Raw genomic sequence first — 24,978 nt, 5'->3', positions numbered from 1 at the left:
GTCTAGGGGCGAGGCCAATCAAAAGAAAAGGCGGGCCGAAGCCCGCCCTTGGCTTGCAGGTTTCGGGCGCTCAGGCCTTCACCGGTTCCTTCTTCTTGGTCTCGGTGTAGACGAGCATCGGCTTCGCGCCCGAATTCACAGCTTCGTCCTTGACGACCACTTCCTCGACCCCGTCCATGCCTGGCAGTTCGAACATGGTATCCAGAAGTATGTCCTCCATGATCGAGCGCAGGCCCCGCGCGCCGGTCTTGCGCTTGATCGCGCGCTTGGCGATGGCGGTAAGCGCGTCCGAGGTGAAGGTCAGCTTGACCCCCTCGATCTCGAACAGGCGCTGGTACTGCTTGACCAGCGCGTTCTTCGGTTCGGTCAGGATGGTGACGAGCGCCGCCTCATCAAGGTCGGTCAGCGTGGCGATCACCGGCAGACGGCCGACGAATTCCGGGATCAGGCCGAATTTCAGCAGATCCTCAGGCTCCAGCTCCTTGAAAAGCTCACCTACGGTCCGCTCTTCCGGGCCCTTCACATCGGCGCCGAAGCCGATGCCCGACCCCTTGTTGCGCTGCGCGATGATCTTTTCCAGACCCGCAAAGGCGCCGCCGCAGATGAAGAGGATGTTCGTGGTGTCCACCTGCAGGAATTCCTGCTGCGGATGCTTGCGACCGCCCTGCGGGGGGACAGAGGCCACGGTGCCTTCCATGATCTTCAGCAGCGCCTGCTGCACGCCCTCACCCGAAACGTCGCGGGTGATCGAGGGGTTGTCGGACTTGCGGGTGATCTTGTCGACCTCGTCGATGTAGACGATGCCGCGTTGCGCGCGTTCGACGTTATACTCGGACGCCTGTAACAGCTTGAGGATGATGTTTTCGACGTCTTCACCAACGTAGCCCGCTTCGGTCAGCGTGGTGGCGTCGGCCATGGTGAAGGGCACGTCCAGGATGCGGGCGAGCGTCTGCGCGAGCAGCGTCTTGCCGCAGCCCGTCGGGCCGATCAGCAGGATGTTCGACTTCGACAGCTCGATGTCGTTCTTCGAGGAATGGTTCAGCCGCTTGTAGTGGTTGTGGACCGCGACCGAGAGCACGCGCTTGGCGTGGATCTGGCCAATGACGTAGTCGTCCAGCACCTTGCAGATTTCGCGGGGGGTGGGCACGCCGTCCGAGGATTTGAGACCGGTGGTCTTCGTCTCCTCGCGGATGATGTCCATGCAGAGTTCGACACATTCGTCGCAGATGAAGACGGTCGGACCCGCGATCAGCTTGCGTACTTCATGCTGGCTCTTGCCGCAGAACGAGCAGTAGAGGGTGTTCTTGCTATCGCCACCGCTGTTGTTCGCCATCCGCAGTCCTCTAACTTTGCAACCAAGTCCCCGCGCCGCAGGGCCGGTGCCTTGTGGGTAAGTTTAGGCCAACCCCCAAGGCACCACAATCCGAAAAACCCAACGGGAAAATCGAAGGTAAAAGGGGCGTCATTTCGACGTATCGTCGGCCTTTCCACGGCTTTCCAGGATCTGGTCGATCAGACCCCAGGCCTTGGCATCCTCGGCCGACATGAAGTTGTCGCGTTCCAGCGCGGCCTCGACAGTCTCGTAATCGTTGCCGGTGTGCTTCACGTAGATCTCGTTCAGGCGCCGCTTCAGTTTCTCGGTCTCGCGGGCATGAATCATGATGTCCGTCGCCTGGCCCTGATAGCCGCCCGAAGGTTGATGAACCATGACGCGAGAGTTCGGGAGGCTGAAGCGCATGCCCTTTTCGCCGGCGGTGAGAAGAAGCGAGCCCATCGACGCCGCCTGCCCGATCACCAGGGTCGAGACCTTGGGGCGGATGTACTGCATCGTGTCGTAGATCGAGAGACCCGAGGTCACCACGCCGCCGGGCGAGTTGATGTACATCGAGATTTCCTTGGTCGGGTTCTCCGATTCAAGGAACAGAAGCTGGGCGCAGATCAGGCTGGACATGCCGTCGTGCACGGGGCCGCCCAGGAAGATGATCCGTTCCTTGAGCATCCGGCTGAAGATGTCGTAGGCGCGTTCACCCCGGCTCGTCTGTTCGACGACCATGGGGACGAGCGTGTTCATGTAGTGGTCAACGGGATCGCGCATCGGTGCCTGCCTCTGTTCAGTCGTTCGAGGAATATCGTCGAATGTATTGCCAGAGTCTTAGTGAGGTGGAACGGGGGCTGCAAGGGCACCCCCCTGCGATTTGGGTCTGCGCTGGTGCGGGCTTGAAACGGGGGTGTGCTGCCCTAAACCCCGGTCATGTTCATACCGAGCCGCGCTGCGGGCCTTGACCGCCTGACCGATTTCCTGCCCCGCGCGGGCCGCGACTATGCCGCTCTGCGCAATCTGGATCTGCCCGGGCACCCGCATGTGTCGGTGCTGTCGCCCTGGCTGCGGCATCGGCTGGTGACCGAGGCCGAGGTGATCGACGCAGTGTTGCGCGCCCATCCCCGCGGGGCCGAGAAGTTCCTGGCCGAGGTCTGGTGGCGGACCTACTGGAAGGGTTGGCTCGAGTTGCGACCGGGGATCTGGACTGCCTACGGGCAGGGGGTGCAGGTGGCCTTGAACCGGCTGGCGGCAGAGCCGGGCCTGGCCGCCCGGGCCGAGGCGGCGATGCTGGGGGAAACCGGGATCGAGGGGTTCGACGACTGGGCACAGGAGCTGGTCACGACGGGATACCTGCACAACCACGCCCGGATGTGGTTTGCCTCGATCTGGATTTTCACCCTGCGGCTGCCGTGGGAATTAGGGGCGGATTTCTTCCTGCGCCATTTGATCGATGGGGACCCCGCGTCGAACACGCTGTCCTGGCGCTGGGTGGCGGGGCTGCATACGCCGGGCAAGACCTATCTGGCGACCGCCGAGAACATCGCGCTGAACACGCGGGGGCGGTTCCGGCCCGAGGGGTTGGCCATGGAGGCCCCTGCCCTGCCGCTGCCGCCCTCGCCCGCGCCCCGCCCCGCTCCACAGGGCGAGAGTCTGGACCTGACCGCGCCAAGCCTGCTGCTGCTTACCGAAGAAGACCTGAGCCCGGAATTCCTGCTGGATCAAGGGCTTCGCCCCAAGGCGGTTGCGGTTCTGTCCTGCGTGGCGGGCCGCTCGCCCCTGGCCGTGGCGGACAGGGTGCAGTGCTTTACCGCTGCGGCGATTGACGATGCGCTGACGCGGCTTGGGGCACCTGGGGCGCTGCGGTTCGGTGCCGGGGACCTGACGGCCCTCCTGGACCTGGCCGAGGCCGAAGGCCTGAAGCAGATCGTCACCGCCTATGCTCCGACGGGGCCGTTGGCCTCTGCCCTGGCCGACCTGGCGCGCCTGGCCGAGCCGCGCGGGATCACGCTGGTCCGCGTCCTGCGCGAGCATGACCGGCAGGCCTGGCCGCATGCGACGCATGGCTTCTTCCGCTTTCGCGAGGCGGTGATGGGCTAGCGTCCCTCGCGGAAGGTCCGTGCGGCCAAGGCGACACGGGCCGCTGCGGTCACCAGGCACAGCGCGCCGAAGGTCCAGGCCAAGGGCACGAAAAGCCCGGGCCAAAGCGCGAGGATCAGGAAGCAGAGGATCGTCTCGGTGCCCTCCATGAGCCCGGCGGTAAAATAGAGCGATTTCTCGCCCCGGCTGCGGGTCTGCAGGCCGTGCTTTTCGGCCAGGATCGCATAGCCAAGGAACGTCGTGGCGTTGACGTAGAAGCTGAACAGAAGGAAGGCCCCTGCGACGGCATTTGCATCGGGGTCGCGCAGGACAAAGGCCAGCGGCACCGCACCGTAGAAAAGGAAGTCGCAGACGATGTCGAGATAGCCGCCGAAGTCGGTCTTGCCCCCCGCCCGGGCCACCGCGCCGTCAAGACCGTCGGCAACACGACCCGACAGCAGGAGAAGCGCCACCCATAGGCCCGAGCCGCCCGCCCAGATGAGCCCCGCCGCCGCCAGACCCAGCGCCAGACCGGCCAGCGTCACCATGTCGGCCGAGGCGCCCCGGGCCGCAAGCCAGCGCCCGCCCCGGTTCAGCGGCGCATCGATCACCCCGCGCATCAACCCGTCCAGCATGCGTCCCCCTCGGTTTTCGGCATCTTTTCGCCTTGCCATCGGCAAGAAAAGTCACGTTTGCGCGGAATCGACCGGCAAGCTGCCGCCTACTCGCCTTTAGGATGAGTGCGCACTCTCCGGTTCTCGCATATTTCACTATTTGCGCCACATTCCGCCCGAATCCGGCCCCACTGTTCTGTGATCGGTTAGTTGCGCCACTTTTTTTGGGGACATCACATGCTGCGACGTACGACCTATGCGGCTTTGGCCGCAGCGGCCTTGCTTTGCCTGGGATCTGCCGCCCAGGCCGGATGCTCGATTCCATCCGGTTCCGATGCGATGCAGAAGGAACTGCTGAGCCACCTGAACGCCGAGCGCAAGGCCCGCGGCCTGCCCGCGCTGGTTCTGTCGGCAAAGCTCGATAAGGCGGCGCAGGGCCATGCCTGCGACAACGCCAAGCGGAAATCGATCAGCCACACCTCGTCGGATGGCGGCACGCTGAAGACCCGCCTGCGCAAGGCCGGCTATTCCTTCCGCACCGCTGCCGAGAACACGGGCCGCGGCTTTGCCAGCGGCAAGCGCGCGGTGGAATGGTGGATGAATTCGCCGAAGCACAAGGACAACATCCTTCTGCGCAAGGCGCGTGAAGTGGGCGTCGGCATCGCAGTCAGCCCGGCCCCGGACAACAAGCTGCACTGGATCATCGTGGTCGGCGCGTCGAAGTAATCAGCGCGCGATCACCAGTTCCGCCTTCAGCCCGCCCAGGGTTTCGCTGTCGGACAGCCGCAAGGCCCCACCGTGGCTAAGTGCGATGTCCGCAGCGATCGACAGGCCAAGCCCGACCCCCGCCCCACGGTTCGGATCGCGTGAGGCTTCAAGCCGGGTGAAGGGACGCAGCGCCTCTTCCCGGCGTTCCGCCGGAATGCCTGGCCCGTCGTCCTCGACCATGATCCGCAGGCTGCGGTCCTGGAAGACCAGCCGCAGCTCGACCTTCCGGCCATAGCGCTGCGCATTGCTGACCAGGTTCTCGACCGCGCGCAGGATGGCCTGGGGCCGCAGCATCACGGCCTCGGCCTCGCCTTCGACGGACACGAGCGGCACGCCGGTCCGCGTGGCCAGACCCTCGAGCAGCGCCACCACATCGGTGGATTCGTCCACCTCCATCGCGTCGCCCCGTACGAAGGCCAGGAATTCGTCGACCATGCGCTCCATCTGCACGACATCGGCCTGCAGGGCGGCGACCTCGGCATCCTCGGGCATCAGCGACAGCGCAAGCCGCATACGGGTCAAGGGCGTACGCAAGTCGTGGCTGACCCCGGACAGCATAAGTGTCCGCTGTTCGATCTGCCGCTCGATCCGGGCGCGCATGTCCAGAAACGCCCGACCGGCCGCCCGCACTTCCAGCGCGCCGCGCGGCCGGTATTTCACAGTCCGGCCCTTGCCGAAGGCCTCGGCCGCTTCGGCCAGCTTGGTGATCGGGCGCAACTGCCGCCGCAGGAAATAGTAGGCGACGACCGTCAGCAGCACGGAGGCAAAGACCATCAGCACAATCAGCTGGTGCGGGTTCGCCGCCGACATCCGCCGTCGATTGACTTCGGCCTGCACCGGGCCAAGGGCCGTGTCGAAGCGCAGGTTGACGATGCGGTTTTCCCCGGTCAGATCGACGGCGACCAGTTCCGGCAGCCGGTCGCGCAGGGTGGCAATGATCGTGTCCCCCGATAGATCGATCCGGTTCTTGCGGTCCGCGAGCGGCGCATCCGCGCCCGCCGGAAGAGTCAGGGTGATCTCCAGCGCCGACGCCAGCGGCGTCACCCGCTGTTCGGCAGCCGCCAGCGAAGGGCTGGCCGCGATTTCGTCGATCAGGAAGCGCAGGTCGATCGCCACCCCTTGCGTCATCTGCCGGGTCACGTCTTCATAGAAGCGCTGGATGAACTCGGTGGAAAACACCAGCTGAATGGCCAGGATCGGCACGATCAGGATCAGCGCCGCGCGGCCGTAAAGGCCCCTGGGAAGGATACGTTGCAGGACCGACATCGCCGACCAGCCTAACCGCCCCCTGCCCTATTGGAAAGCCATCCCTCCGGACCCCGCATGACCCAGGACCCGCCGATCCGCTGCCTTCTGGCCCCGAACCCTTCGCCCCTGACCGGGGCCGGGACCAACACCTGGCTGGTCGGGTCCACCGGCCTGGCAGTGATCGACCCCGGACCGGACGACGCGTCGCATCTGGCGGCGATCCTGGCGGCGGTCGGCCCGGGCCAGCGGATCGAGCGGATCATCGTTACCCACGCCCACCTGGACCATTCGGCCCTTGCCCCCCGTCTGGCGGCAGCGACCGGCGCGCCTGTGCATGCCTTCGGCGGCGCAACTGCGGGACGCAGCCCGGTGATGGCACGTCTTGCCCCCGACCTGCCCGACCATGGCGAGGGTCTGGACCGCAGCTTTGCCCCCGATCATCCCTTGCCGGACGCCGCGACGCTGGACGGACCGGACTGGTCGCTGCAAGCCATCCACACGCCGGGGCACCTAGGGGGCCATCTGTGCCTGGCCCTTGGCGAAACCTTGTTTTCCGGCGATCATGTGATGGGCTGGTCGACCACCATCGTCTCGCCGCCTGATGGCGACATGGGGGCCTACATGGCATCGCTGCAGCAGCTGGCGGGGACCGCGTGGGCCCGGTTTCTGCCCGGCCACGGCGATCCGATTGCCGATCCGGACCGCAGGCTGGCCGAACTGGTCGCCCATCGCCGGGGTCGAGAGGGGCAGATCCTTGCCGCGCTGGCCGATGGCCCCGTGAGTGTGGGTGAGCTGACGCTGCGGATCTATGCCGACACGCCACGCCACCTACTTGCAGCCGCCGCCCGCAATGTGCTCGCGCATCTCATTGATCTGGCATCCAGAAACCTGGTCAGCGCGCATCCCTCGCTGCATCCGGAAGCCCGGTTTTCGCTGTCCTGACCGCCCGTGCATTTTCCCCGATCTAGCCCCTTGCCGCCCCCGGCCCGCCTTGCTATAGACCCCGCGGTGTTCCGGCGTAGCTCAGCGGTAGAGCAGTTGACTGTTAATCAATTGGTCGTAGGTTCGATCCCTACCGCCGGAGCCAAATCAATAAATCATTGCAATCAGTTGCCAGGCGGAGCGCATCGTCTGCTTTGACGCTTGATGGGATTTGCCACCTGAATTGCCACCAGTTGCTCGCAGAAGTAGACGCTGCGGTGCGCGGACGACAGGCGGTCGTGCCGAAATGCACTTGCCAAAGGGTGCGTCGCCGCTGGCTCACAGCTGCCCGGTCTAGGCGCGGCTGGTCATGGCAAGACCGTGTTGCCTGCGTTGCATCTCAAGGCGAAAACGGTCGATCAGACACAAGGCGATGGAAACTTGGGCTTGTTGAGCGTGGGGCCGTTTCCGGACCACGAAGCAGCCGTGTATTGGTTTTAGTGCAGTCTGACCACCTGCCGGCAATTCTGCCAACTCTCGCCGCCCCGAGGAGGTGGGGTGGGGCCAGAATGCCGAGCACCTTGGCCCAAACCGCGCCTTGGAAGTCACTGTTCGCGAACGGCAATTTGGAGAGAAAGCTGCTTTCACGAGCGCTGGCTGTGTGACGGCCAGACACGGAATGAGTCCGAACGACGGCTATCGGCCCGTAGCAGGCGTTCGTGCAATCCCAAGATTGCCGCCGCTGCCAGCTCCAGTGCGCCTTCAACACCCTCCAAGCCACGCGACGGCACTTGTGCGATCTATTCCCAGTGAATGGTTCCGCCCTATGCGACCTCAACGACAGCAGGAGCTTGGACCGGAACGTGCAGGTCGGGATACAGGCCCTCGTAGATCGGGACGAGGGTGTCGGTCTCAAAGAGGCTGGACACCGACATTCCCCCCCAGATGTTCAGGATGGCCTGAGCGAACATCGGGGCGGTGGGGACGATGCGGATGTTCTTCGCGGCCTTCACCTGTTCGGTCGGCGCGATGGAATCGGTGATCACCAGCGACTTCATCACCGAATTCTGCACGCGTTCCACCGCCGGACCCGACAACACGCCGTGGGTGATGTAGCTGTGGACCTCGGTCGCGCCCGCCTCCATCAGCGTTTCGGCCGCCTTGCAGAGCGTCCCCGCCGTGTCGCAGATGTCGTCGACGATGATGCACTTGTGGCCGCGCACGTCGCCGATCACGGTCATGCCCGCGACCTCGCCCGCCTTCTCGCGCCGCTTGTCGACGATGGCGAGCGGGGCGTTGATCCGCTTGGCCAGTTCCCGCGCGCGGGCCACGCCGCCCACGTCCGGCGAGACGACCATCAGGTCCTGCATCTGGCCCTTGAACTGGTGCTCGATATCCAGCGCGAAGACGGGCGAGGCATAGAGGTTGTCGACGGGGATGTCGAAGAAGCCCTGGATCTGGGCGGCGTGGAGGTCAAGGGTCAGGACCCGGTCAACGCCCGCCTGGGTGATGAGGTTTGCCACCAGCTTGGCTGAAATCGGCGTGCGGGCCTTGGCGCGGCGGTCCTGGCGGGCGTAGCCGAAATAGGGGATGACGGCGGTGATCCTGGAAGCAGATGACCGACGGAGCGCGTCGGTCATGATCAGAAGCTCCATCAGGTTGTCGTTCGCGGGGTTCGAGGTCGACTGGATGACATACATGTCCTCGCCGCGGACATTCTCGAACACCTCGACGAAGATCTCCTGATCGTTGAACCGCTCGACCCGGGCGTCTACCAGATTGACGCTCATCCCCCGGTGCATCGACATCCGCCGCGCGATGGACTTGGCGAGCGGAAGGTTCGCGTTCCCGGAAATCAGTTTGGGGTCATTGGTCGGTTTCATCACGTCTCCCTTTCCGGCAACAGCAACCTCAGGCAGCGGTGCGCCCCGCGGTCGGGAAGGTCCGCTCAGGCCGGTAGGACCGGAAACTGGACAGGTCCTGCGCATTGCATTCAGCCTGCCAGCGGCTGCCCGGCACGACGGCGGTGACAACGGGAAACCGGTCGGCGAAGGCATCGGTTGCTGCGCAGTTTTCCATCGCGATGGTCACGAGGCCCGCCACGGTGCCGCCCTGCCGTTCGACCAGCTGGATCGCCGCTTCCATCGTGCCGCCGGTCTGGATCCACTGGTCGGCCAGCAAGACGCGGGTCCCTGGGGCAAATGCGGGTTGGCGCATCTCCATGTCCTGGGTCTTGCCGGAGTAGTTGGTGAAACTGACGCGGTCGGTATCGACGCAGAGCTTTCCGGCCTTGCGGACCGGCAGGAAGCCCTTGCCCGTGCGCGCCGCCAGACCTGCGCCCAGCACGAAGCCCATCGCGTCGCAGCCGCCGACCACGTCGAACTCCACCCCCTTCAGATCGGCGATGAGGTCATCCAAGAGGTCGGAAAACGCCGCCGCGTTGATGTAGATCGAGGTCGGATCCAGCCAGGCGAACTTGGGGCCCTTGGTGTTGGGCGACATGAGCGACAGATACCAGCGGTCGTCGCGGGGGCCTTTTGCATCAGTCATTTCGGGGCTCCATAGGCTCGGGTAAGGTCAAGCAACGCCTGCAGGCGCGCGGGGTCGATGTTGTAGAAGTCGCCCTTCCGGTTGATCCCGGTGGCGACGAGGAAGCAGTCCACTTCGGCGGCGTAGTCCATCGCGTTGTCAGGGGTGACGCCCGAGGCGATGGCCAGCGGTGCGCTGCCAAGACCACGGCGGAAGTCGGTGATCTTCGTGAGGTCGGTCGCCTCACCCGTCGCTATGCCCGAGGTGGTAACGACATCCATGAAGGGCCGGGCAATGTGGGCCGAGTGTTCGTTGAAGGCGGGATCGACGGGCCGCTGCTTCTTGAAGCAGACCCCGCCGAAATACATCCCCTGCCAGCCGGACGCGGCACGGATAGCCGCGATGGATTCGGCGCGGGTCTGGCTGGGCTGGCGCTCGTCCATGCAGGCATCATCGGCCCAATAGGCATCGAGCACGCAGCCTTCAGCGGCAAGGCGGCCCAGAATCGGGAAGGCCACGTCGCCGGGTAGCGCGAGGAAGTTCACCCCCAGCCACACATCCGGGCAGGCCGCTCGGGCGGCGCGCAGGATCGGCAGGAAAGGTTCGACCGGAAAGTCGTGGTTGATCAGCCAGATGCCCGGCGCCCCGAGCCGGACGGCGTGACCGATGTTGGTCAGGGTCTGGGCAAGGTCCTGCACGTGGATCACCGGGGTCACCACCGGGCCGGGGCACTTGAACAGACGGTGGAAGGCGTTGCGGTCCATGATCCTCTCCTTGGCCCTCAGGATTAGGAAGCGCTTGGCGATTTCCGAAATTGATAATTACAATGGTTCCATAAGGATCCGAAATGAGAGCCCCGCCAATGCTGACAACCAAATGCTGACAACCAAATGCTGACCCCCAAATGCTGACCAATGTGCCGACCGACCTTCTGCGCACCTTTGTCACGGTGGTGGACCTGGGCAGCTATACCCGCGCGGCCGAGGCGCTGGGGCGGACCCAGCCCGCGATCAGCCTGCAGATCCGGCGGCTGGAGGAACTCTTGCGCACTCAGCTGATCAACACCGAAGGCCGTCAGTTCAAGCTGACCGACAACGGCGTGGCCTTGGGTCCCTATGCACGGCAGATCCTGCGGCTGAATGACGATATCGTCGCGCACTATGCAGCCGAGGCGCTGTCGGGCTGGATCCGTGTGGGCCTGCCGACCGACTTTTCCAACACCTTCCTGCTGGGGGCCATCACCCGGTTTGCCGCCAGCCACACTGAAGTCAGGATCGAGGTTGAAAGCCGCCAGTCGCGCGAATTGCGGCAGATGCTGGCGGCCGACAAGCTGGACATCGTGGTCGGCATCGCACCCAGCCTGGAGGAGGCCTATCTGGTCAACTTCGCGACCGTCCAGCCGATCTGGGCGGTGGCCGAAAGCTTTGCCTGGAACGGGACCGAGACCCTGGCGCTGGTGCGGCACCCCGACCCTTGCGAATATGCCGACCGGATGCGCTCGGCGCTGCGCGCGGCGCAGAAAAGCTGGAAGACCAAGCTCGTCTCAGGCGACGTGGCCGGGCTGCAGGCGGCGGTTCTGGCGGGGATCGGGGCCAGCGCGCTGACCCCGGCCACCTTGGTCCCGGGTCTTCGCATCGGCACCGAAGCCGAGGGATTCCCGCCGCTTGCGCCCTTGCGCATCGGGCTTTTCTACAAGCACGCCCGTCTGACCAAGGCACAGCACGGTCTGGCGCAATGGCTCATGCAACAGGTCACGTTGTCCGGGCAGGCCGCAGGATGATTTGCGCCTCGCAAGGATCGAGCCTTGGGCTTGAGTTATGAACAGATCGCTGGCGCAGACCAGGACCCCCGACCCATTGCTGCAAAGGCGGATCAAGGGGGAGGCGGTGCAGATTGAACGCATCCGCAATGGTTTGGCGCAGCGCCTGTATCTGCTGCCTTGTCTCGCAGAACCGCCGGTCGGTATCCCGAGATTGCCGGCTCTGACCTGAGCCTGCCTCAGGCAGGCAGACGGACCACGCCCGCAAGGCACCAGTCAGCGACCGCTTCGGCATTGGTGGGAAGACCCTGGATGTCTTCTTCGGCAAACGAAAGAAGAGCCGCAAGGTTCAGCCCGTTTACCCCGACAAGCACCGGAAGGCCGCGATGCAGGGCTTCGGCGATCACCGGCGCAAGGCCCTTGCCTTCGGCTTCGCGTTTGCCGAACTTGTTGACGATCAGGATGTCTGCGCCGTCAAGCCTGCGTTCGACTTCATGCACGGTCTGTTCCAGCGCGCCGCTGTCAAGGATGCAGCCTCGCGCCAGCTCACCCCGGTCCTCGCTGATGCGGACGACAGGGCCATCAGGCAGCACCCGCAGGTCCATGTCGCATTTCTTGCGGTCGGGGCGTTCGTGGTTCGACTGCACGGTTCCGGCAAGTCGCAGGCCCCTTGCGGTCAGCCTGTCCGCGACCTCGGCGATCAACTGGTCCGTCCGTCCCCGGCCTTGCAGGCTGACATAGGCTATGCGCATCTGTCTCTCCAATGTGGAGCGGCCCGCCCGGAGTGACCGGGCGGGCCTGCCCTTCAGAGTTCTACTTCCCACGACTTGTAGGAGACCCGCGCCGCAGCCGCGGTCGCATCCGAGATCTTGCGGATGTTCGCCCAGGTCTGCTTGTAGTTCGGCAGGATCAGCTCGTTGGTGCCGGCGTTGATGACGTTCCCCTGCGCCCCGTTCGGTGCCCCAAAGACCATGAAGGTCTCGTTCTTCCGCGCGGTCGGTTCGGGATAGGCAAGGGCCTGCGTGGCCCCTACGTCGTTGTAGACCTCGACCATGTCACCCGGCTTCAGACCAAGCTCGGCCATGTCGTCAGGGTGGATCTGGATGAAGGGCACCGGCAGGCGGTCCATGACGAAGTCGTTCTTCTGGTCAAGGAACCAGTTCTGCCAGTTCAGGTTCGCCCGCCCGTTGTTGATCAGGAAGCGGTGGTTCGCCTGCTGCTGGGCCTTGCCGGGGGCCTGCAGACCGCGCCACGACCCCATGCAGAACAGGGCCTTGCCGTCCTCGCGACCGTGGCGGGTGAAGACGCCGTCCTCATACAGCCGCTTCGTTCCGACCAGCGCACCGTTCTCGTAGCCCTTGACCGGCTCCTGCACGCCGTTGTTGCCAGCCGCCCGAAGACGTTCGTAGGTCACCTCCGGGTTGCCAGAGTTGTAGCCGTCCATGAAGGCGTCTTCCTCTGTCTTCCAGTCGAAGCCCTTGAACTGGTCGGCATATTCGGCGCGGCCATCCTCGCGCAGGACGCGTTCCAGATGGTTGGCCAGCCGGGCCGCGATGATGCAGTCGGGCTGGGCCGAACCGGGCGCGTCCATGTATTTCTCGACCAGCCGCAAGCGCCGCTCGCCGTTCATCGAGGTCAGGTTCATTTCGCCCGATTCCACCGCCGGCAGGATCACATGCGCGGCCTGCCCGATCTGGCTGTGGATGATGTCCACGTTGACCGAGAAGATGCCGCCCGCGTTGATCGCTCCGACGATGGCGTCGACCAGTTCCTCGCGCGTGGCCCCGGCACGGGCATCCATCGCTTCCTTCACCATGTTGGTCCGCCGGTTGTAGACCCGTTTGAACTCGGCGGCGTTGAGCGTGGTCTTGTAGTGGTCGTTGGCCCAGATGTGGTGCACCTTGCCACCGCCCGCGATGATCAGCTGGTCGATGTAGGGGGCCGGTCGCCCGACATGCGCGTCCGAGGGGCGGAAGTAGCCCTCCTGGTGCCCGCCCAGACGGCAGACGCCGCCGCCTTCGCGGCCGATGTTGCCCGTCGCCAGACCGATGTTCACCAGGGCGCCGATGACGCGGTAGTTGTCGTTGCCCCAGATGATACCCTTCTCATAGCCGGTCACCGTCTTGCGGCGGCTGCCGTCGTCCTTGGGCTTGGCGATCCATTCGGCGGCCTGGATGATCTGCGCTTCGGTCAGCCCGGTCGTCGCTGCCCCGTCCGCAAGGCTCATCTTGCAGGCCGCTTTCGCCGCCTCGAACGACCCCAGCGCCGCCGGATGCGCCGCATCCTCGGGCACCGCCACGTCACCCTGGAAGGTCGACTTGGCGATGAAGTCAGCATCCACCCAGCCTTGATCGGCGATGTAGGTGAAAAGCGTGTTGAAGAGGGCAAGGTCACTGCCGCTGGCAATCGCCAGATGCAGCACGTTCTCCGCGCCCGCGACCTGTTCGCAGCTGTCCACTGTCACGGTGCGGCGGGGATCGACGACGATCACCTTCGCCCCGTTCTGCATGCCCTTGACCATATGGTTCAGGAACAGGTTGGTCTGGCATTCCATCGGGTTGGTGCCGACCAGCATGATCGTGTCGGCAACCTGATAGTCGGAATAGGAATAGTTCAGCTCGTCCACACCCATGTCGCGGGTGCTGTGCACTTCCGAGTTATAGGCGGGCCGGTTGTGAATCCGGCAGTGCTTCACCTTCATCGCCCCGAAGTAAAGCTTGCCAGTGCCCCAGGTGTTCTCATATCCGCCGGCGCTGCCGCCGTGGTCGAACATGGACACGTAAAGGTCGTTCTCGTTGTCCTTGTCGACCACGCGGGCCGTCACCCGGGCAACAAGATCCAGCGCGTCGTCCCACGATGTCGGCTGCCAGGTGCCATAGCGCCAGACCATCGGCTCGGTCAGGCGTTGCGCCTGCGTCCCGGTGATGTCCGACCGCCGGTTCTCGGCCATCCGCGCCCCGCGCACCGACCCAAGGCCCGAGTTCACCTCGCAGGCCACGTCCGGCTTGATGACCAGATGCACGTCCTGGCCGTTCTGCTTGACCACGTTGTACATGGACGGCGCATACCAGGCCTCGGTCTCGGCGCCTTGCTGCTTGGACAGATCCTCGCCGATCCAGTTGCTGTCGACCCGTCCTTGCGTCTTCAAGGGCCAGGTATAGGCTTTGTAGCCACAGCCGACGATGCAGTAGTGGCAGGTGACGTTGTGTTCCTTGGCGCCTGCGGGAATGATCGGCAGGCGGTCGATGTTGCGTTTGTAAGCCATGATCGCCCCCTTATCCTTGCAGCACGTTGGACAGGCGGCCGTAGATCAGCTCGTCCGCGCCGGTCGCATAGATGTCGCCCTTGTCGTCCACCTGCAGCGCGAACTGCGGCAGGTTCTGCGTGGCATGGCCCCAGACCTGCTGGCCGCCCTTTTCGCAATCGAAGCGGCTGAAGTGCCCCGGGCAATTCAGCGTCTTGTCGGCCCCGTGGTATGACATCACAAAGCCCTTGTGCGGGCAGAGGACCGAGTAGGCGACGATATCGCCGTCCGGCCCCGCACCACCTTCCACCGCCGTGCCCAGTTTCAGCAGGATGCCGGGGCTGTCGGCGTCGGGATAGCCGATGTCCATCGGCTCGTTCACCTTCAGATCCGCGATGTTGCCAAGCTTGGTGGACGGATAGTCCAGCATGGCAAGTGACTGCGCCTGTGCCTGCCCTGCGGGCAAGACCGTTGCCGCCGCAGCTCCTGCCGCGCCGAGAACACCCCCGCGCAGGAACTGGCGGCGGCCGACATCGACCAACCGGTTGCATTTCATGGTGGCTAACCTCCCTTGGCTCCCTTTTGTCCAAGGCTAGCGCAGGCGCGGCCTGCGCCGGGCGTCGATGATGGCCCTGCTGCAACGCGGCAAGTGGTTCTGAAACTGCACTATTTTTGGGCGTTCGGATTTCCGAACATGGCCGGCCGTTCAGAGGCCAAGCTTCTGCATCTTCTCCCACAATGTGGTCCGCGACACCCGCAGCAGCCGCGCCGCTTCGCCGACCTGCCCATGGGTCCGGTCAAGTGCGGCCATGATCTGCGCCTTTTCGGCAGCATCGCGGACTTCGGAAAGGGGGCGCATCCCCTCGTCCGCCGCGCGTTCCGGGAAGAAGTCGGCGGTCATCACCATCCCGCCTTCCGCCGTCTCGACGGCCCGCATCAACCGGGCGCGCACCTCGCGTCCATTGCCGGGCCAGCCATAGGCCCGGATCGCCTCTTCCGTCGTGGCCGCGATCCCGATCAGGGGGGCCTTTCTGCGGGCGTTCAGACCGGGGAACAGCTGGGCCGCCAGCCAGACCGCGTCGTCGGGCCGATCCGCCAAGGGGGGAACGACGATCTCGTGCGACTGCAACAGGGACAGAAGGTCGACCCGCAAGCCCTGGGCAGCTTCGTCGCCTTGTGGCCCGAGGGTGGCAATCAGCCTGAACGCTGGTGCCCTGAGGGCAGCCATCAAGCAGTCCTGCGCGGCGGGGTCCAGATCGGCAATCCCGACCACAACCAAAGTGCCTTCGCCGACCTCGGCCACCGCCGCTTCCAGCTCCGCCGCGCCAACGCGGTCGCGCAGGGCGTTGCAGACCAGGATCGGCGCGGCGCGACGCTCGGACAGGTCATGGACGCGACGTGCCAGCCGAAGCTTGCCCAGTCCCTGCGCGCCCCGGATCAGCAGCGGCGTGTCGCGGGCCGCCGCCTCGGCCACCTGGCGGTCCACAGTGCGGGCGGCAGCGGTGATGCCGGTTTCGGGCGGCATCTCCTGATCGGCGCGCGGTCGCATGACGGTTGCCAGCCGCGTCAGGAACGCCGCGATGTCGAAGGGCTTGGCGATGTAGTCCGCAGCCCCCGACCGGATCAGCCGCACAGCCTGGTCGATCCCGCCCTGCCCGGTGATGAACAGGAAGGGCGGCGGATGCGAGGTGCGGGTCAGGGTGTCGTAAAGCTCCTCTCCCGTCCCGTCGGGCAGGCGAATGTCACAGATTACCGCGTCCAGACTTTTCCGTGGCGTGCGGATCGCGGGCAGAGCGCGGGCAATCTGGCGGTGCCACTGCACCTCGGCCCCCTCCAGCGTCAGGCGCTGGACAAGCGAAGCCCCCATGATCTCGTCATCCTCGACCAGTACGATGCGGCGGCCTTCAAGCATGGCCGGACCCCGTCGCAGGCAAGTCGACGCGGATCACCGTCCGCCCGTCGGCCCGGTCGTGATGCAGCGTGCCGCCAAGTCCCGACACGATGTCATGCACCAACCGCAAGCCGACACCACCACCCGGAGGCAACGGGCCAGAGGCCAGGAGACGCCTGAGGTCGGCTTCGCCCATCGCGTTGCCCGTGTTGCTGACCGCGATTGACAGCCTGTCTCCGCCATTGCTGACCTTGAGACCGACCTCTCCACCCTTTCCGGCAGCGGCCCCGGCGTTCAAGAGAAGGTTAAGCGCTACTTGTCGCACCGGAGCGGCGGGTTGGCTGGCAAGGGCCTCGGCGCCTGCCACCACTTCCCACGCCAGCGCCAGATTGCGGCTGTGCGCCTCGGGCTCGAACAACAGCCGCAGGTCCTCGAAATCCTCGGGCCGCAAGGGTTGCCCGGCGCGGTCCAGCCGGTTCTGGTCCAGCATCGCCCGCGTGACGTCGCGCAGGTGCCCAAGGCCGCGCTGCATCAGTTCGGCGGACTGGCGCACGACCTCGGGCCGGTCGGCATAGGTGCGGATCGTGTCTGCCGCGTTCAAGAGACCGCCCAGCGGGTTGTTCACTTCGTGCGCCAGAGCGGATGACAACCGACCCAGGCTGACAAAGCGCTCCCGGTCCGCGAGGCGGCGTTCGGCCTCGGCCCGTTCCTCGACCGCAGTGGTCATCTGGTTGTAAGTCTCGATCAGCCGCGCGAGGCCGGGGTCGCCATGGGGAATCTCGCTCGTCGGGATCGGGCGAGGTGACCCGCGCGAGGCGTCCATCGCCTGCACGAGCGAGCCGACCGGCCGCAGGATGCGCGCAACCGCAAGCCAGCCACCAAAGGCCAGCACCCCTGTCGCCAGCGCATTGCCGAACAGAAGCCACAGCGTCACTTGCCGGCGCTCGGCCAGCAGGTCCGTCACATCCAGTTCGGTGACGATCCCGCCGATGGTTCGACCCTGATATTGCAGGGGAGAGGCGACGCGCAGCACGGGATCGCCCGTCATCCCCACCGCTTCCGGCGCAACGGCGCCAAGGCCGAATTCCGCCGCATCCTCGCCCACCGGCGCACGGTGGGGATCGGTCGCCGCCAGCACCCGCCCCCGTTCATCCGCCACCACTGTCAGCAAAAGCCGCTGCCCGTCACTGGCTTGGCGCGCTCGGTCCAGAATGTCATAGACCTCCCACACATCCTGCCGCAGGACGGAAGGACCGAGCGCAACCGCCAGGCCTTCGACATGCAGCCGCGCGGTTTCGGACAGCCGCGCATCCTGCACCCGGCCAAGCGCGCCCAGCACACCCTGGCTGGCGACCAGGGCAAGGACAATCATCAGCACCGCCGTGATCAGAGGCACGCGGACAGTCACTGGCAAGTTGCGAAAGCGCCGCATTGCAATCATCCGCCAGCCAGCGCGGCCATGCGTGCCGCGATGCCGTCGAACAGCGCGGGGTCCGCCGGGACAACGGCGTCAAGAAACAGCAGGCGCAGAACCTCCCGGCCCTTGTCAGCCTTTCCCAGACCCTGCAAGGCAGTCCTGCAGGCCATGATCCCGACCTCATCCATCCGGTCGCTGCGCGCGACGAAGGGCGGAAATCCCAGATCCTCGGACCGCGAAATCACGCGCGTGCGTGCCGTCAGGCCGGGCTCGACACTGTTCAGAACCTCCCAGACATAGCCGTCGACACTGCCCGACCGGGTCAGTCCTCCGGCCACCGCGCGCACGACATTGCGGTGCCCGTAGGTGAAGATCGAACGGGAAAAGTAACCGTCCGGCGTCGTGCCGATCCGGGCAAGGTCTGACGCGGTGACAAGGTAGCCGGAATTGCTGTCCGGGTCCGAAAAGGCATGTGCGCCACCTTGCAGATCGGCAAGGCCGGTCGCGGCATCGTCGGCAGCGACGATCAGGTAGGACTGATAAAGCGGCGCGCCCCGCCAGACCGGCACCCCCAGCAAGGAAAGCTGATCGCGGTGCTGCAGATAGGGATAGCCGCAGGTCCAGGCCGCATCGACCGACCCATCCAGCAAGGCGCCGGTGATCTCCTGATAGGTGCGGCGCTGGACCAGTTCGATCTCGCGCCCCACTGCCTCGCCCAAAGCGGTGCGAAGCGCAGAGATCACCGCAGCGTCATTGTCCAGAAAGACCGGCGTCAGGGCAAAACGGAACGGCGCTTCACTTTGCGCACGAACCATAGGCGCCGCGTAGAAAGCCGCGCCCGCCAGTATTGCGCTTCGCCGGGTGTGCACTTCTTCCTCCGCAGTTTGCGCAGCACCTGTCTTCACGTGTGCCAGGAGCGAGCTTGATCCTTGCAGGATGATCCGTCAAATCGGAGTTCGAGACGGCGCTGAAGCCCTGCCGATAGACAAGGACCCGACATGAGCCTCTTTGAACGCTGGCTGACCCTCTGGGTGGCCCTGGGTATCCTTGCCGGGCTGGTCCTGGGCAACCTGCTGCCTGGCGTCTTTGCCGCGCTGGCCGACCTCGAATACGCCTCGGTCAACCTCGTGGTGGCCGTGCTGATTTGGGCGATGGTCTATCCGATGATGATCGCCATCGACTTCGGCTCGCTGAAAGAGGTCGGCCAGCGGCCGAAAGGGCTGGTGATCACGCTGGTGGTCAACTGGCTGATCAAGCCCTTCACCATGGCAGCCCTTGGCGTGCTGTTCTTCAACCACCTCTTCGCCGGACTGATCGACCCGGCAAAGGCGCCCGAATACATCGCGGGGCTGATCCTGCTGGGCGCGGCACCCTGCACGGCGATGGTCTTCGTCTGGTCCCAGCTGACCAAAGGCGACGCGAACTACACGCTCGTCCAGGTGTCCGTGAACGATCTGATCATGGTCGTCGCCTTCGCGCCGATCGTGGCCTTCCTGCTGGGCGTCACCGACATCGAAGTGCCGTGGGAGACGCTGATCCTGTCGGTCGTCCTTTACATCGTCATACCGCTGATCGCCGGCGTGTTGACGCGGCGCGCGCTGCTCGCGCGCGGAAGGTCGGTCGAGGAGTTTACCGCCCGCATCAAACCGGCATCGGTCCTCGGTCTGCTGTTGACCGTGGTGCTGCTGTTCGGCTTCCAGGGGCCGGTCATCATTGCCCAGCCGTTGCTGATCGCCCTGATCGCCGTGCCGATCATCATCCAGTCCTACGGCATCTTCGGGCTTGGCTATGCCTGGGCGTTTGCGTGGAAGCTTCCCCACAAGGTTGCTGCGCCCTGCGCCTTGATCGGCACGTCAAACTTCTTCGAACTGGCGGTCGCAGTGGCCATCGGTCTTTTCGGACTGAACTCCGGTGCCGCGCTGGCCACGGTCGTCGGTGTGCTGGTCGAGGTGCCGGTGATGCTGTCGCTTGTGGCTTTTGCCAACCGCACGCGAGACAGCTTCCCTGCTTGACGATACCTCCGGTTCCTAAGCACTCCGTCGAACAAAAGACGATGGTCAGCGTTCCGCCCCTCGCGTCCTCTCGGTCAATTTTGGCTCAATAGTAACTTCAGACGCGCGATCTGCTCATTCAGAATGTCTGAGACCTGGTGCGACTATGGCAGCCCCGGGGCAGCGTTTGGTCGTCAGAGGGATCTCCATCAGCGTGATCTCAGGCTGTGGGGACGGCCAACCGACAAACTCCGGCTAGTGCAAATGAACTATGGATCGGGGGCGCGTTCCGGGGAAAGCTTTTCGCAAAGCTTTGCGGAAGGGCCCGACGATGACAACCGGCTTCTACTTCGACGAACGCTGCCTCTGGCACTCCACCGGTGAGCACGTGATCATCGCCCCGGTGGGCGGCTATGTGCAGCCGCCCTCGGGCAGCATCCATGCCGAAAACCCGGAAACCAAGCGCCGCCTGAAGAACCTGGTCGAGGTGTCGGGCCTGGGCGACCAGCTGGCCTGGCGGAAAGCGCCGCCGCTGACGCGGGCCGAGATGGAGCGGATTCATACCCCCGCCTATCTCGACAGCTTCAAGGCCCTGTCCGATGGCCGGGGCAGCGATGACAACTACACCCCCTTCCGCAACGGCAGTTTCGAGATCGCCGCGCTTTCCGCGGGGCTGGTGAAGCTGGCGGTGTCCGACGTCTTCCACCGCCGGGTGGACAACGCCTATGTGGTCTCGCGCCCGCCGGGGCACCATTGCCTGCCCGACCTCGCGATGGGGTTCTGCCTGCTGGCCAACATTCCCCTGGCGCTCGAGGCCTTGCGGGCCGAGGTCGGGCCGGTTCGCGCGGCAGTGGTCGACTGGGACGTGCACCACGGCAACGGGACCGAGGCCTGCTTCTACGACCGTGACGACACGCTGACGATCAGCCTGCACCAGGAAAACTGCTTTCCGCCCGATACCGGCCAGGCGACGGCTCGGGGACGTGGCAAGGGCGAGGGGTTCAACCTGAACATCCCGCTCCTGCCCGGCGGCGGGCACCAGGCCTACATGGATGCCTTCGACCTTCTGGTCACCCCTGCCCTGCGCGCGTTCCGGCCGGACCTCATCATTGTCGCCTCGGGCCTGGATGCCAGCGCGCTCGACCCGCTGGCGCGGATGCTGGCGCATTCCGAAACCTACCGCGCCATGGCCAACCGCGTCGTCGCCCTGGCCAGTGACCTGTGCGGCGGGCGGCTTATCGCGGCGCATGAGGGCGGTTATTCCGACGGTTATGTGCCCTTCTGCGGCCTGGCGGTGATCGAGACGTTTGCAGGTCATCGCACACCGGTCGAAGACCCGTTCCTGGGCATCCTCAGCGGCCAGCAGCCCCCCGGCGACCTCATCGCCTTCCAGCGCGCGCGGCTTGAGGCGCAGGCGCGGGCCTTGGGTTTTCTCTGACCGGCATGGTGCATTTGCATGATTTACAACCGGTCCGTGACCGGGCCCCATGAAGAAAACCGGCACCGGGAAGACCCGGGCCATCAGCCAAGGGAGAGACCACGCCATGACCTGATCCGCCGTCAGTTCCTGATGACCTCGGCCGCCTCCATCACGGCGGCCGCACTCACGTCCCCCGCCTTTGCCGCCGACCCGATCCTGATCGGCGTGCCCACCGCGCAGTCCGGCCCGGTGGGCGTGGCCGACCAGCAGGACTGGCTGAACGGTGTCACCATGGCGGCGGAAGAGATCAATGCGGCCGGGGGCGTGAACGGCCGTCCGCTGGAGACCCGCGTGGTCGACATCGACCTTCTGACCCCCGAAGGCACGGTCGCGGCGTTCCAGAGCCTGGTTGAGGGCGGCGTGCACGCTCTGGCGCATTCCTTCGCCATCATCGCCCAGCCGGCAATGGATGTCGCGGCCTCGAACGGGGTGCCCTACCTGCACGGCAACACCGGCCAGGCGAGCCTCGACCTTGTGGCCGCAAACCCCGAGAAATACCGCAACATCTTCCAGATCGACGTGGCGGAAACCTGGTACGGGTCGGGCTTCATCAAGTTCCTGTCGAACCAGAAGGCCGCCGGCTGGGTGCCGAAAGACAACCGCTTCCATATCGTCCAGGAACAGATCGGCTACACGATGGCCGTGTCGAACGCCGCGCAGGCCGCCATCGCCGCTTCGGGCGGGGAATGGGAACAGGGGCCGGTGACCGACATCCAGTTCCCGGTGCAGGACTGGACCCCGGTCGTGCAGGCGCTGAAGGAAAGCGACAGCGGCATCATCCTGATCAGCCACTGGGTGGCCGCGGAACTCGCCAGCTTCGCCCAGGCCTATGTGCTGGACCCGCCCCCCGGGCGCGCTGGTCTATCTGCAATACGGCCCCTCGCAGCCGGAATTCCTGGACCTGGCCGGCGACGTGGCCGAGGGTTTCATCTGGGGCACCGTCATCGGCGTCTATGCCGACGACATGGGCATGGCCTTCCGCGAGAAGTACATGGCCAAGTATCCCGGCACGATGGGCATGGTCTACACCGGGTCGGGCTATGACACGATCAACATCCTGGCCAAGGTCTGGGCCTCGGTCGATCCGTCGGACTTCGACGGGGTGGGCAAGGCGATCAAGGCGATCAGCCACCGCGGCGTCTGCGGCACCTATACTTTCGCGACCGAGACGAACTCTCCCATCAGCTATCCGAACATGACCGACGACCCCGAGGCTGGCCAGGCGCACCTGATCTTCCAGGTGCAGGACGGGGCGCACACGATCATCTCGCCTGACACGCACAAGCAGGCCGACCTGCGGCCCGCGCCCTGGATGTGATGCAGCCAGAGGCGGCAATCTTCGGCTGCCGGGGATCGGGATATCCTTCGGCGGTCGGGCGATCCTGCAGGACGTGTCCCTATCGGTCGCCCCGGGAGAGGTGCTGGGCCTTGTCGGGCCGAACGGGGCCGGCAAGACCTCGCTTTTTGAGATCCTCTGCGGGCGGTATACGGCGTCCAGCGGAGAGGTGTACCTGAAGGGCCAGGACATCACCCGGATGGCGGTGCATGACCGCGCGCGGGCGGGTCTTGCGCGCACCTACCAAAGCCCGGTCGTGCCCGGCGCGCTGACCATTGCCGAGACGTTCCGGGCGGCGCGACTGGCCTATGCACCGTTCAAGACGCGGATGGATGCGGAATGGGCCTGCCACATGACCAACTGCCGCCAGCCCTGGGACCGGCTGGCGGGGTCGCTTGACACCTTCGACCGGCGCAAGCTGCTTTTGTCCTGCCTCCTGATGCGCGACCCGGTGGTGCTGCTGCTGGAGGCAACCGGCGAAACCTGCCACTTCAGCCGGTTCAACGGCAGCTCGATGACCGTCATCGCCACCGCCGAGGGCCGCAAGGTGAACCGGATCACCATGCAGGGGATCGAGTTCCTGCCGGTCTGCACGACAGCGGCGGGCCGGGCCTTCCTGGCCTTTGCCCCGCCCGAGACAGCCGCCGCCCTCATGGACGCCGAACCCCTCTCCGCGCCGGATCGCGCCGCGCTTGGGCAAGCGCTGCAGCACATCAGGAAAGCGGGCTATGCCACCGTCGACCATTTCGAGGATGAGGACATCGTCGGCATCGCCCGCCCGGTACTGCGGGCCGACCAGAGCTTCCTCGGCGCGCTGGCCGTGATCGTCCCGCCGAACCGGATGACCGAAGGGGTGCTGCAGCACTTTCTGGCCGCGCTGCAGGCCGGCTGTGCCGAGATTTCCAAGGGGCTGGGCGGGTATGCCTCTTCCCCTCTGCCGGACCCGGCCCTTACCCGCTGACGGCAGCCCGCCGCGCCTTGCCCGCCGGTTTGGGATACTGCGGCAGCCACTGCGCTTGCGCCTCCAGCATCTCGTCGACCATCGACCAGACCTCGGATGGAGTGCAGACAGCTCCGACCAGGGGGTCGTGCAGCACGGCAAGCTTCAACAGGTCCACGTCGCCCGTGATCGCCGCCTGCACCGACATGCGCTGCACGTTGACCGAGGCCTGGCAGGTCGCGGCGCAGGCCAGGGGCAGCGTCACCCCTTCCACCATGTTGATCCCGAAGCGGTCGACCCAACCGGGGGATTCGATGATGCAATCCGCGGGCAGGTTGGTGATCGTGCCGCCGTTCTTGACGTTGAAGTGCCCGCGGTAGGGGCGACCGGTCTCCAGGGCCTCGATGATGTGACTGGCGTGTTCGTCGGTGCGTTTCCATTGCGACAGGGGCTTTTCGGCGTCCTTCAGCATGGTCGGATATTCGGTTTCGAACCAGTTCCGCGTCTCGCGTGTGTGGCGCAGGTAACCCCCGGTTTCGCCGTGAATCCAGTCGTCCGTGCTGATCCAGTTCGGGATGTCCTCACGCCGCTTCCGGTACCACGGCAGGTATTCGGACAGGTGGCCGTTGGATTCGGTGGAATAGAAGCCGAACCGCTTCATCACGTCGATCCGCACCTTCTCTTGCCGCGAAAAGACCGGGTGGCGCTCGAACGCCTCCAGAAGCTCGTCCTTCCCGATCTTCCGGCCCTTGTGGCGGATGTCGAGGTACCAGGTCTGGTGGTTGATGCCGGAACAGATGATGTCGACCTCATCCATCGGGACGCCAAGCGCAGCGGCGATCTGGCGGTGGCCGTTCTGGACGCCGTGGCAAAGGCCCACGGTGTTCACCCCCCCATGGTCGATCGCCGCCCAGGTCATCATCGCCATCGGGTTGGCGTAGTTGAGGAGGAGGTGGTCCGACGGGCAGACCTCGCGGATGTCCTTGCAGAAGTCGAGCATGGCAGCGATGCCCCGTTGCCCGTAAAGGATCCCGCCCGCGCAGATCGTGTCGCCGACGCATTGGTCGACGCCGTATTTCAGCGGGATGGAGATGTCGGTGGCAAAGGCCTCGACGCCCCCGATCCGCACCGTGTTCATCACATACTTCGCGCCTTCCAGAGCCTTGCGGCGGTCGGTGGTGGCGGTGACCTTGGTCTTCAGGCCGCTGACTTCGATCATCTTGCGCAGGATCCGCGCAATCATGTCCAGGTTCGTCTGGCTGATGTCGGTCAGCGCGATCTCGATCCCCTCGAATTCCGGAACTTTCAGGATGTCCGAGCAGAGCTTGCGGGTGAAACCGACACTACCCGCGCCGATGATGGTCAGTTTGAACGGCATTTCTGGGCCCTCCCTTTGGGGAAAAGGCTATGCCCGCAGGGCCGATGGGTGTAGAGAAATCTTGT

24 protein-coding genes and 1 tRNA gene are annotated in these 24,978 nt (G+C 65.2%); 11 read left to right on the top strand and 14 right to left on the bottom strand.

What is annotated here, in order from left to right; all coding sequences use genetic code 11:
* Nucleotides 1–70: 70 nt before the first annotated feature.
* Nucleotides 71–1,333: an ATP-dependent Clp protease ATP-binding subunit ClpX gene (gene clpX, locus AC2EAL_RS13135; RefSeq protein ID WP_484724672.1), complete on the bottom strand. Its 1,263-nt coding sequence runs from the start codon at nucleotides 1,331–1,333 to the stop codon at nucleotides 71–73.
* Between the two features lie 129 nt (nucleotides 1,334–1,462).
* Complete coding sequence (locus AC2EAL_RS13130; RefSeq protein ID WP_137112483.1) at nucleotides 1,463–2,095, bottom strand: ATP-dependent Clp protease proteolytic subunit; 633 nt, start codon at nucleotides 2,093–2,095, stop codon at nucleotides 1,463–1,465.
* Nucleotides 2,096–2,251: 156 nt separating this feature from the next.
* On the opposite strand from AC2EAL_RS13130, the gene AC2EAL_RS13125 reads away from it, so the two are divergent.
* Entirely contained in the window at nucleotides 2,252–3,418 is a 1,167-nt protein-coding gene (locus AC2EAL_RS13125) for an FAD-binding domain-containing protein (protein WP_484724671.1), read from the top strand.
* On the opposite strand, the gene AC2EAL_RS13120 is transcribed toward AC2EAL_RS13125, so the two are convergent.
* Nucleotides 3,415–4,032, bottom strand: a complete 618-nt coding sequence (locus AC2EAL_RS13120; RefSeq protein WP_484724670.1) for a CDP-alcohol phosphatidyltransferase family protein — start codon at nucleotides 4,030–4,032, stop codon at nucleotides 3,415–3,417. The two genes, AC2EAL_RS13125 and AC2EAL_RS13120, sit on opposite strands and share 4 nt — an antisense overlap.
* 216 nt (nucleotides 4,033–4,248) lie before the next feature.
* Here AC2EAL_RS13120 and AC2EAL_RS13115 point away from each other — a divergent pair, with 216 nt between their 5' ends.
* Complete coding sequence (locus AC2EAL_RS13115; protein ID WP_484724669.1) at nucleotides 4,249–4,737, top strand: CAP domain-containing protein; 489 nt, start codon at nucleotides 4,249–4,251, stop codon at nucleotides 4,735–4,737.
* On the opposite strand, the gene AC2EAL_RS13110 is transcribed toward AC2EAL_RS13115, so the two are convergent.
* The gene (locus AC2EAL_RS13110) at nucleotides 4,738–6,045 is read right to left on the bottom strand and encodes an ATP-binding protein (RefSeq protein ID WP_484724668.1); all 1,308 of its coding nucleotides are present in this window, start codon (nucleotides 6,043–6,045) and stop codon (nucleotides 4,738–4,740) included.
* A 57-nt stretch (nucleotides 6,046–6,102) separates the two neighbouring features.
* On the opposite strand from AC2EAL_RS13110, the gene AC2EAL_RS13105 reads away from it, so the two are divergent.
* Nucleotides 6,103–6,969: an MBL fold metallo-hydrolase gene (locus tag AC2EAL_RS13105; protein WP_484724667.1), complete on the top strand. Its 867-nt coding sequence runs from the start codon at nucleotides 6,103–6,105 to the stop codon at nucleotides 6,967–6,969.
* Nucleotides 6,970–7,039: 70 nt separating this feature from the next.
* Nucleotides 7,040–7,114, top strand: a tRNA-Asn gene (locus tag AC2EAL_RS13100).
* Nucleotides 7,115–7,772: 658 nt separating this feature from the next.
* On the opposite strand, the gene AC2EAL_RS13095 is transcribed toward AC2EAL_RS13100, so the two are convergent.
* From AC2EAL_RS13095 to AC2EAL_RS13085, 3 genes are read right to left on the bottom strand one after another with little or no spacing between them, the layout of a single operon-like run.
* Entirely contained in the window at nucleotides 7,773–8,831 is a 1,059-nt protein-coding gene (locus AC2EAL_RS13095; RefSeq protein WP_484724666.1) for a ribose-phosphate pyrophosphokinase, read from the bottom strand.
* A gap of 28 nt (nucleotides 8,832–8,859) precedes the next feature.
* Nucleotides 8,860–9,498, bottom strand: coding sequence for a phosphoribosyltransferase family protein (locus AC2EAL_RS13090; protein WP_484724665.1), 639 nt, complete (start codon nucleotides 9,496–9,498; stop codon nucleotides 8,860–8,862).
* On the bottom strand, nucleotides 9,495–10,241 hold the full coding sequence (locus tag AC2EAL_RS13085) for a BtpA/SgcQ family protein (protein WP_484724664.1): 747 nt from the start codon (nucleotides 10,239–10,241) through the stop codon (nucleotides 9,495–9,497). The genes AC2EAL_RS13090 and AC2EAL_RS13085 overlap by 4 nt, the downstream gene beginning before the upstream one ends.
* 140 nt (nucleotides 10,242–10,381) lie before the next feature.
* Between AC2EAL_RS13085 and AC2EAL_RS13080 the strand changes: the two genes are divergently transcribed.
* Nucleotides 10,382–11,257, top strand: coding sequence for a LysR family transcriptional regulator (locus AC2EAL_RS13080; RefSeq protein ID WP_484724663.1), 876 nt, complete (start codon nucleotides 10,382–10,384; stop codon nucleotides 11,255–11,257).
* A 37-nt stretch (nucleotides 11,258–11,294) separates the two neighbouring features.
* The gene (locus AC2EAL_RS13075; protein ID WP_484724662.1) at nucleotides 11,295–11,468 is read left to right on the top strand and encodes a hypothetical protein; all 174 of its coding nucleotides are present in this window, start codon (nucleotides 11,295–11,297) and stop codon (nucleotides 11,466–11,468) included.
* 7 nt (nucleotides 11,469–11,475) lie between these two features.
* Here AC2EAL_RS13075 and AC2EAL_RS13070 read toward each other — a convergent pair whose 3' ends face one another.
* From AC2EAL_RS13070 to AC2EAL_RS13045, 6 genes are all read right to left on the bottom strand, one after another.
* The gene (locus tag AC2EAL_RS13070; RefSeq protein ID WP_484724661.1) at nucleotides 11,476–11,988 is read right to left on the bottom strand and encodes a DUF2478 domain-containing protein; all 513 of its coding nucleotides are present in this window, start codon (nucleotides 11,986–11,988) and stop codon (nucleotides 11,476–11,478) included.
* 53 nt (nucleotides 11,989–12,041) lie between these two features.
* On the bottom strand, nucleotides 12,042–14,501 hold the full coding sequence (locus tag AC2EAL_RS13065) for an arsenate reductase (azurin) large subunit (RefSeq protein ID WP_484724660.1): 2,460 nt from the start codon (nucleotides 14,499–14,501) through the stop codon (nucleotides 12,042–12,044).
* A gap of 10 nt (nucleotides 14,502–14,511) precedes the next feature.
* The gene (locus AC2EAL_RS13060) at nucleotides 14,512–15,036 is read right to left on the bottom strand and encodes an arsenate reductase (azurin) small subunit (RefSeq protein WP_267633740.1); all 525 of its coding nucleotides are present in this window, start codon (nucleotides 15,034–15,036) and stop codon (nucleotides 14,512–14,514) included.
* A 150-nt stretch (nucleotides 15,037–15,186) separates the two neighbouring features.
* A complete protein-coding gene (locus AC2EAL_RS13055) occupies nucleotides 15,187–16,392 on the bottom strand; it encodes a sigma-54-dependent transcriptional regulator (RefSeq protein WP_484724659.1) in 1,206 nt (401 codons plus the stop codon).
* Nucleotides 16,385–17,767 carry an ATP-binding protein gene (locus AC2EAL_RS13050; protein WP_484724658.1) on the bottom strand — a complete coding sequence of 461 codons (1,383 nt, stop codon included), beginning with the start codon at nucleotides 17,765–17,767 and terminating at the stop codon, nucleotides 16,385–16,387. The genes AC2EAL_RS13055 and AC2EAL_RS13050 overlap by 8 nt, the downstream gene beginning before the upstream one ends.
* A gap of 41 nt (nucleotides 17,768–17,808) precedes the next feature.
* On the bottom strand, nucleotides 17,809–18,603 hold the full coding sequence (locus AC2EAL_RS13045) for a substrate-binding domain-containing protein (RefSeq protein WP_484724657.1): 795 nt from the start codon (nucleotides 18,601–18,603) through the stop codon (nucleotides 17,809–17,811).
* A gap of 183 nt (nucleotides 18,604–18,786) precedes the next feature.
* On the opposite strand from AC2EAL_RS13045, the gene arsB reads away from it, so the two are divergent.
* From arsB to AC2EAL_RS13020, 5 genes are all read left to right on the top strand, one after another.
* Entirely contained in the window at nucleotides 18,787–19,800 is a 1,014-nt protein-coding gene (arsB, locus tag AC2EAL_RS13040; RefSeq protein WP_484724656.1) for an ACR3 family arsenite efflux transporter, read from the top strand.
* A 310-nt stretch (nucleotides 19,801–20,110) separates the two neighbouring features.
* A complete protein-coding gene (locus AC2EAL_RS13035) occupies nucleotides 20,111–21,217 on the top strand; it encodes a class II histone deacetylase (RefSeq protein ID WP_484724655.1) in 1,107 nt (368 codons plus the stop codon).
* A gap of 36 nt (nucleotides 21,218–21,253) precedes the next feature.
* On the top strand, nucleotides 21,254–22,303 hold the full coding sequence (locus tag AC2EAL_RS13030; protein ID WP_484724654.1) for an ABC transporter substrate-binding protein: 1,050 nt from the start codon (nucleotides 21,254–21,256) through the stop codon (nucleotides 22,301–22,303).
* Entirely contained in the window at nucleotides 22,251–22,577 is a 327-nt protein-coding gene (locus AC2EAL_RS13025) for a hypothetical protein (protein WP_484724653.1), read from the top strand. Before AC2EAL_RS13030 ends, AC2EAL_RS13025 begins: the two co-directional genes overlap by 53 nt.
* Before the next feature lie 73 nt (nucleotides 22,578–22,650).
* Nucleotides 22,651–23,556 (top strand): IclR family transcriptional regulator domain-containing protein, encoded by a 906-nt coding sequence (locus tag AC2EAL_RS13020; protein WP_484724652.1) that lies wholly within the window; start codon nucleotides 22,651–22,653, stop codon nucleotides 23,554–23,556.
* On the opposite strand, the gene melA is transcribed toward AC2EAL_RS13020, so the two are convergent.
* The gene (gene melA / locus AC2EAL_RS13015; protein WP_484724651.1) at nucleotides 23,546–24,913 is read right to left on the bottom strand and encodes an alpha-galactosidase; all 1,368 of its coding nucleotides are present in this window, start codon (nucleotides 24,911–24,913) and stop codon (nucleotides 23,546–23,548) included. The two genes, AC2EAL_RS13020 and melA, sit on opposite strands and share 11 nt — an antisense overlap.
* Nucleotides 24,914–24,978: the final 65 nt, after the last annotated feature.

The sequence above is a fragment of the Tabrizicola sp. T74 genome (genome assembly GCF_057219935.1).
The sequence above is the reverse complement of the archived record's forward strand: the minus strand, read 5'-3'. Positions and strand labels throughout refer to the sequence as shown.

What these genes read in the sequence shown, in the direction of transcription:
- melA (WP_484724651.1), bottom strand. Translation starts at nt 24,913, where the DNA reads ATGCCGTTCAAACTGACCATCATCGGCGCGGGTAGTGTCGGTTTCACC.
- AC2EAL_RS13095 (WP_484724666.1), bottom strand. Translation starts at nt 8,831, where the DNA reads ATGAAACCGACCAATGACCCCAAACTGATTTCCGGGAACGCGAACCTT.
- AC2EAL_RS13075 (WP_484724662.1), top strand. Translation starts at nt 11,295, where the DNA reads ATGAACAGATCGCTGGCGCAGACCAGGACCCCCGACCCATTGCTGCAA.
- AC2EAL_RS13120 (WP_484724670.1), bottom strand. Translation starts at nt 4,032, where the DNA reads ATGCTGGACGGGTTGATGCGCGGGGTGATCGATGCGCCGCTGAACCGG.
- AC2EAL_RS13085 (WP_484724664.1), bottom strand. Translation starts at nt 10,241, where the DNA reads ATGGACCGCAACGCCTTCCACCGTCTGTTCAAGTGCCCCGGCCCGGTG.
- clpX (WP_484724672.1), bottom strand. Translation starts at nt 1,333, where the DNA reads ATGGCGAACAACAGCGGTGGCGATAGCAAGAACACCCTCTACTGCTCG.
- AC2EAL_RS13035 (WP_484724655.1), top strand. Translation starts at nt 20,111, where the DNA reads ATGACAACCGGCTTCTACTTCGACGAACGCTGCCTCTGGCACTCCACC.
- AC2EAL_RS13125 (WP_484724671.1), top strand. Translation starts at nt 2,252, where the DNA reads ATGTTCATACCGAGCCGCGCTGCGGGCCTTGACCGCCTGACCGATTTC.
- AC2EAL_RS13105 (WP_484724667.1), top strand. Translation starts at nt 6,103, where the DNA reads ATGACCCAGGACCCGCCGATCCGCTGCCTTCTGGCCCCGAACCCTTCG.
- AC2EAL_RS13055 (WP_484724659.1), bottom strand. Translation starts at nt 16,392, where the DNA reads ATGCTTGAAGGCCGCCGCATCGTACTGGTCGAGGATGACGAGATCATG.
- AC2EAL_RS13045 (WP_484724657.1), bottom strand. Translation starts at nt 18,603, where the DNA reads ATGGTTCGTGCGCAAAGTGAAGCGCCGTTCCGTTTTGCCCTGACGCCG.
- AC2EAL_RS13115 (WP_484724669.1), top strand. Translation starts at nt 4,249, where the DNA reads ATGCTGCGACGTACGACCTATGCGGCTTTGGCCGCAGCGGCCTTGCTT.
- AC2EAL_RS13065 (WP_484724660.1), bottom strand. Translation starts at nt 14,501, where the DNA reads ATGGCTTACAAACGCAACATCGACCGCCTGCCGATCATTCCCGCAGGC.
- AC2EAL_RS13110 (WP_484724668.1), bottom strand. Translation starts at nt 6,045, where the DNA reads ATGTCGGTCCTGCAACGTATCCTTCCCAGGGGCCTTTACGGCCGCGCG.
- arsB (WP_484724656.1), top strand. Translation starts at nt 18,787, where the DNA reads ATGAGCCTCTTTGAACGCTGGCTGACCCTCTGGGTGGCCCTGGGTATC.
- AC2EAL_RS13080 (WP_484724663.1), top strand. Translation starts at nt 10,382, where the DNA reads ATGCTGACCAATGTGCCGACCGACCTTCTGCGCACCTTTGTCACGGTG.
- AC2EAL_RS13025 (WP_484724653.1), top strand. Translation starts at nt 22,251, where the DNA reads ATGGCCAAGTATCCCGGCACGATGGGCATGGTCTACACCGGGTCGGGC.
- AC2EAL_RS13090 (WP_484724665.1), bottom strand. Translation starts at nt 9,498, where the DNA reads ATGACTGATGCAAAAGGCCCCCGCGACGACCGCTGGTATCTGTCGCTC.
- AC2EAL_RS13130 (WP_137112483.1), bottom strand. Translation starts at nt 2,095, where the DNA reads ATGCGCGATCCCGTTGACCACTACATGAACACGCTCGTCCCCATGGTC.
- AC2EAL_RS13060 (WP_267633740.1), bottom strand. Translation starts at nt 15,036, where the DNA reads ATGAAATGCAACCGGTTGGTCGATGTCGGCCGCCGCCAGTTCCTGCGC.
- AC2EAL_RS13070 (WP_484724661.1), bottom strand. Translation starts at nt 11,988, where the DNA reads ATGCGCATAGCCTATGTCAGCCTGCAAGGCCGGGGACGGACGGACCAG.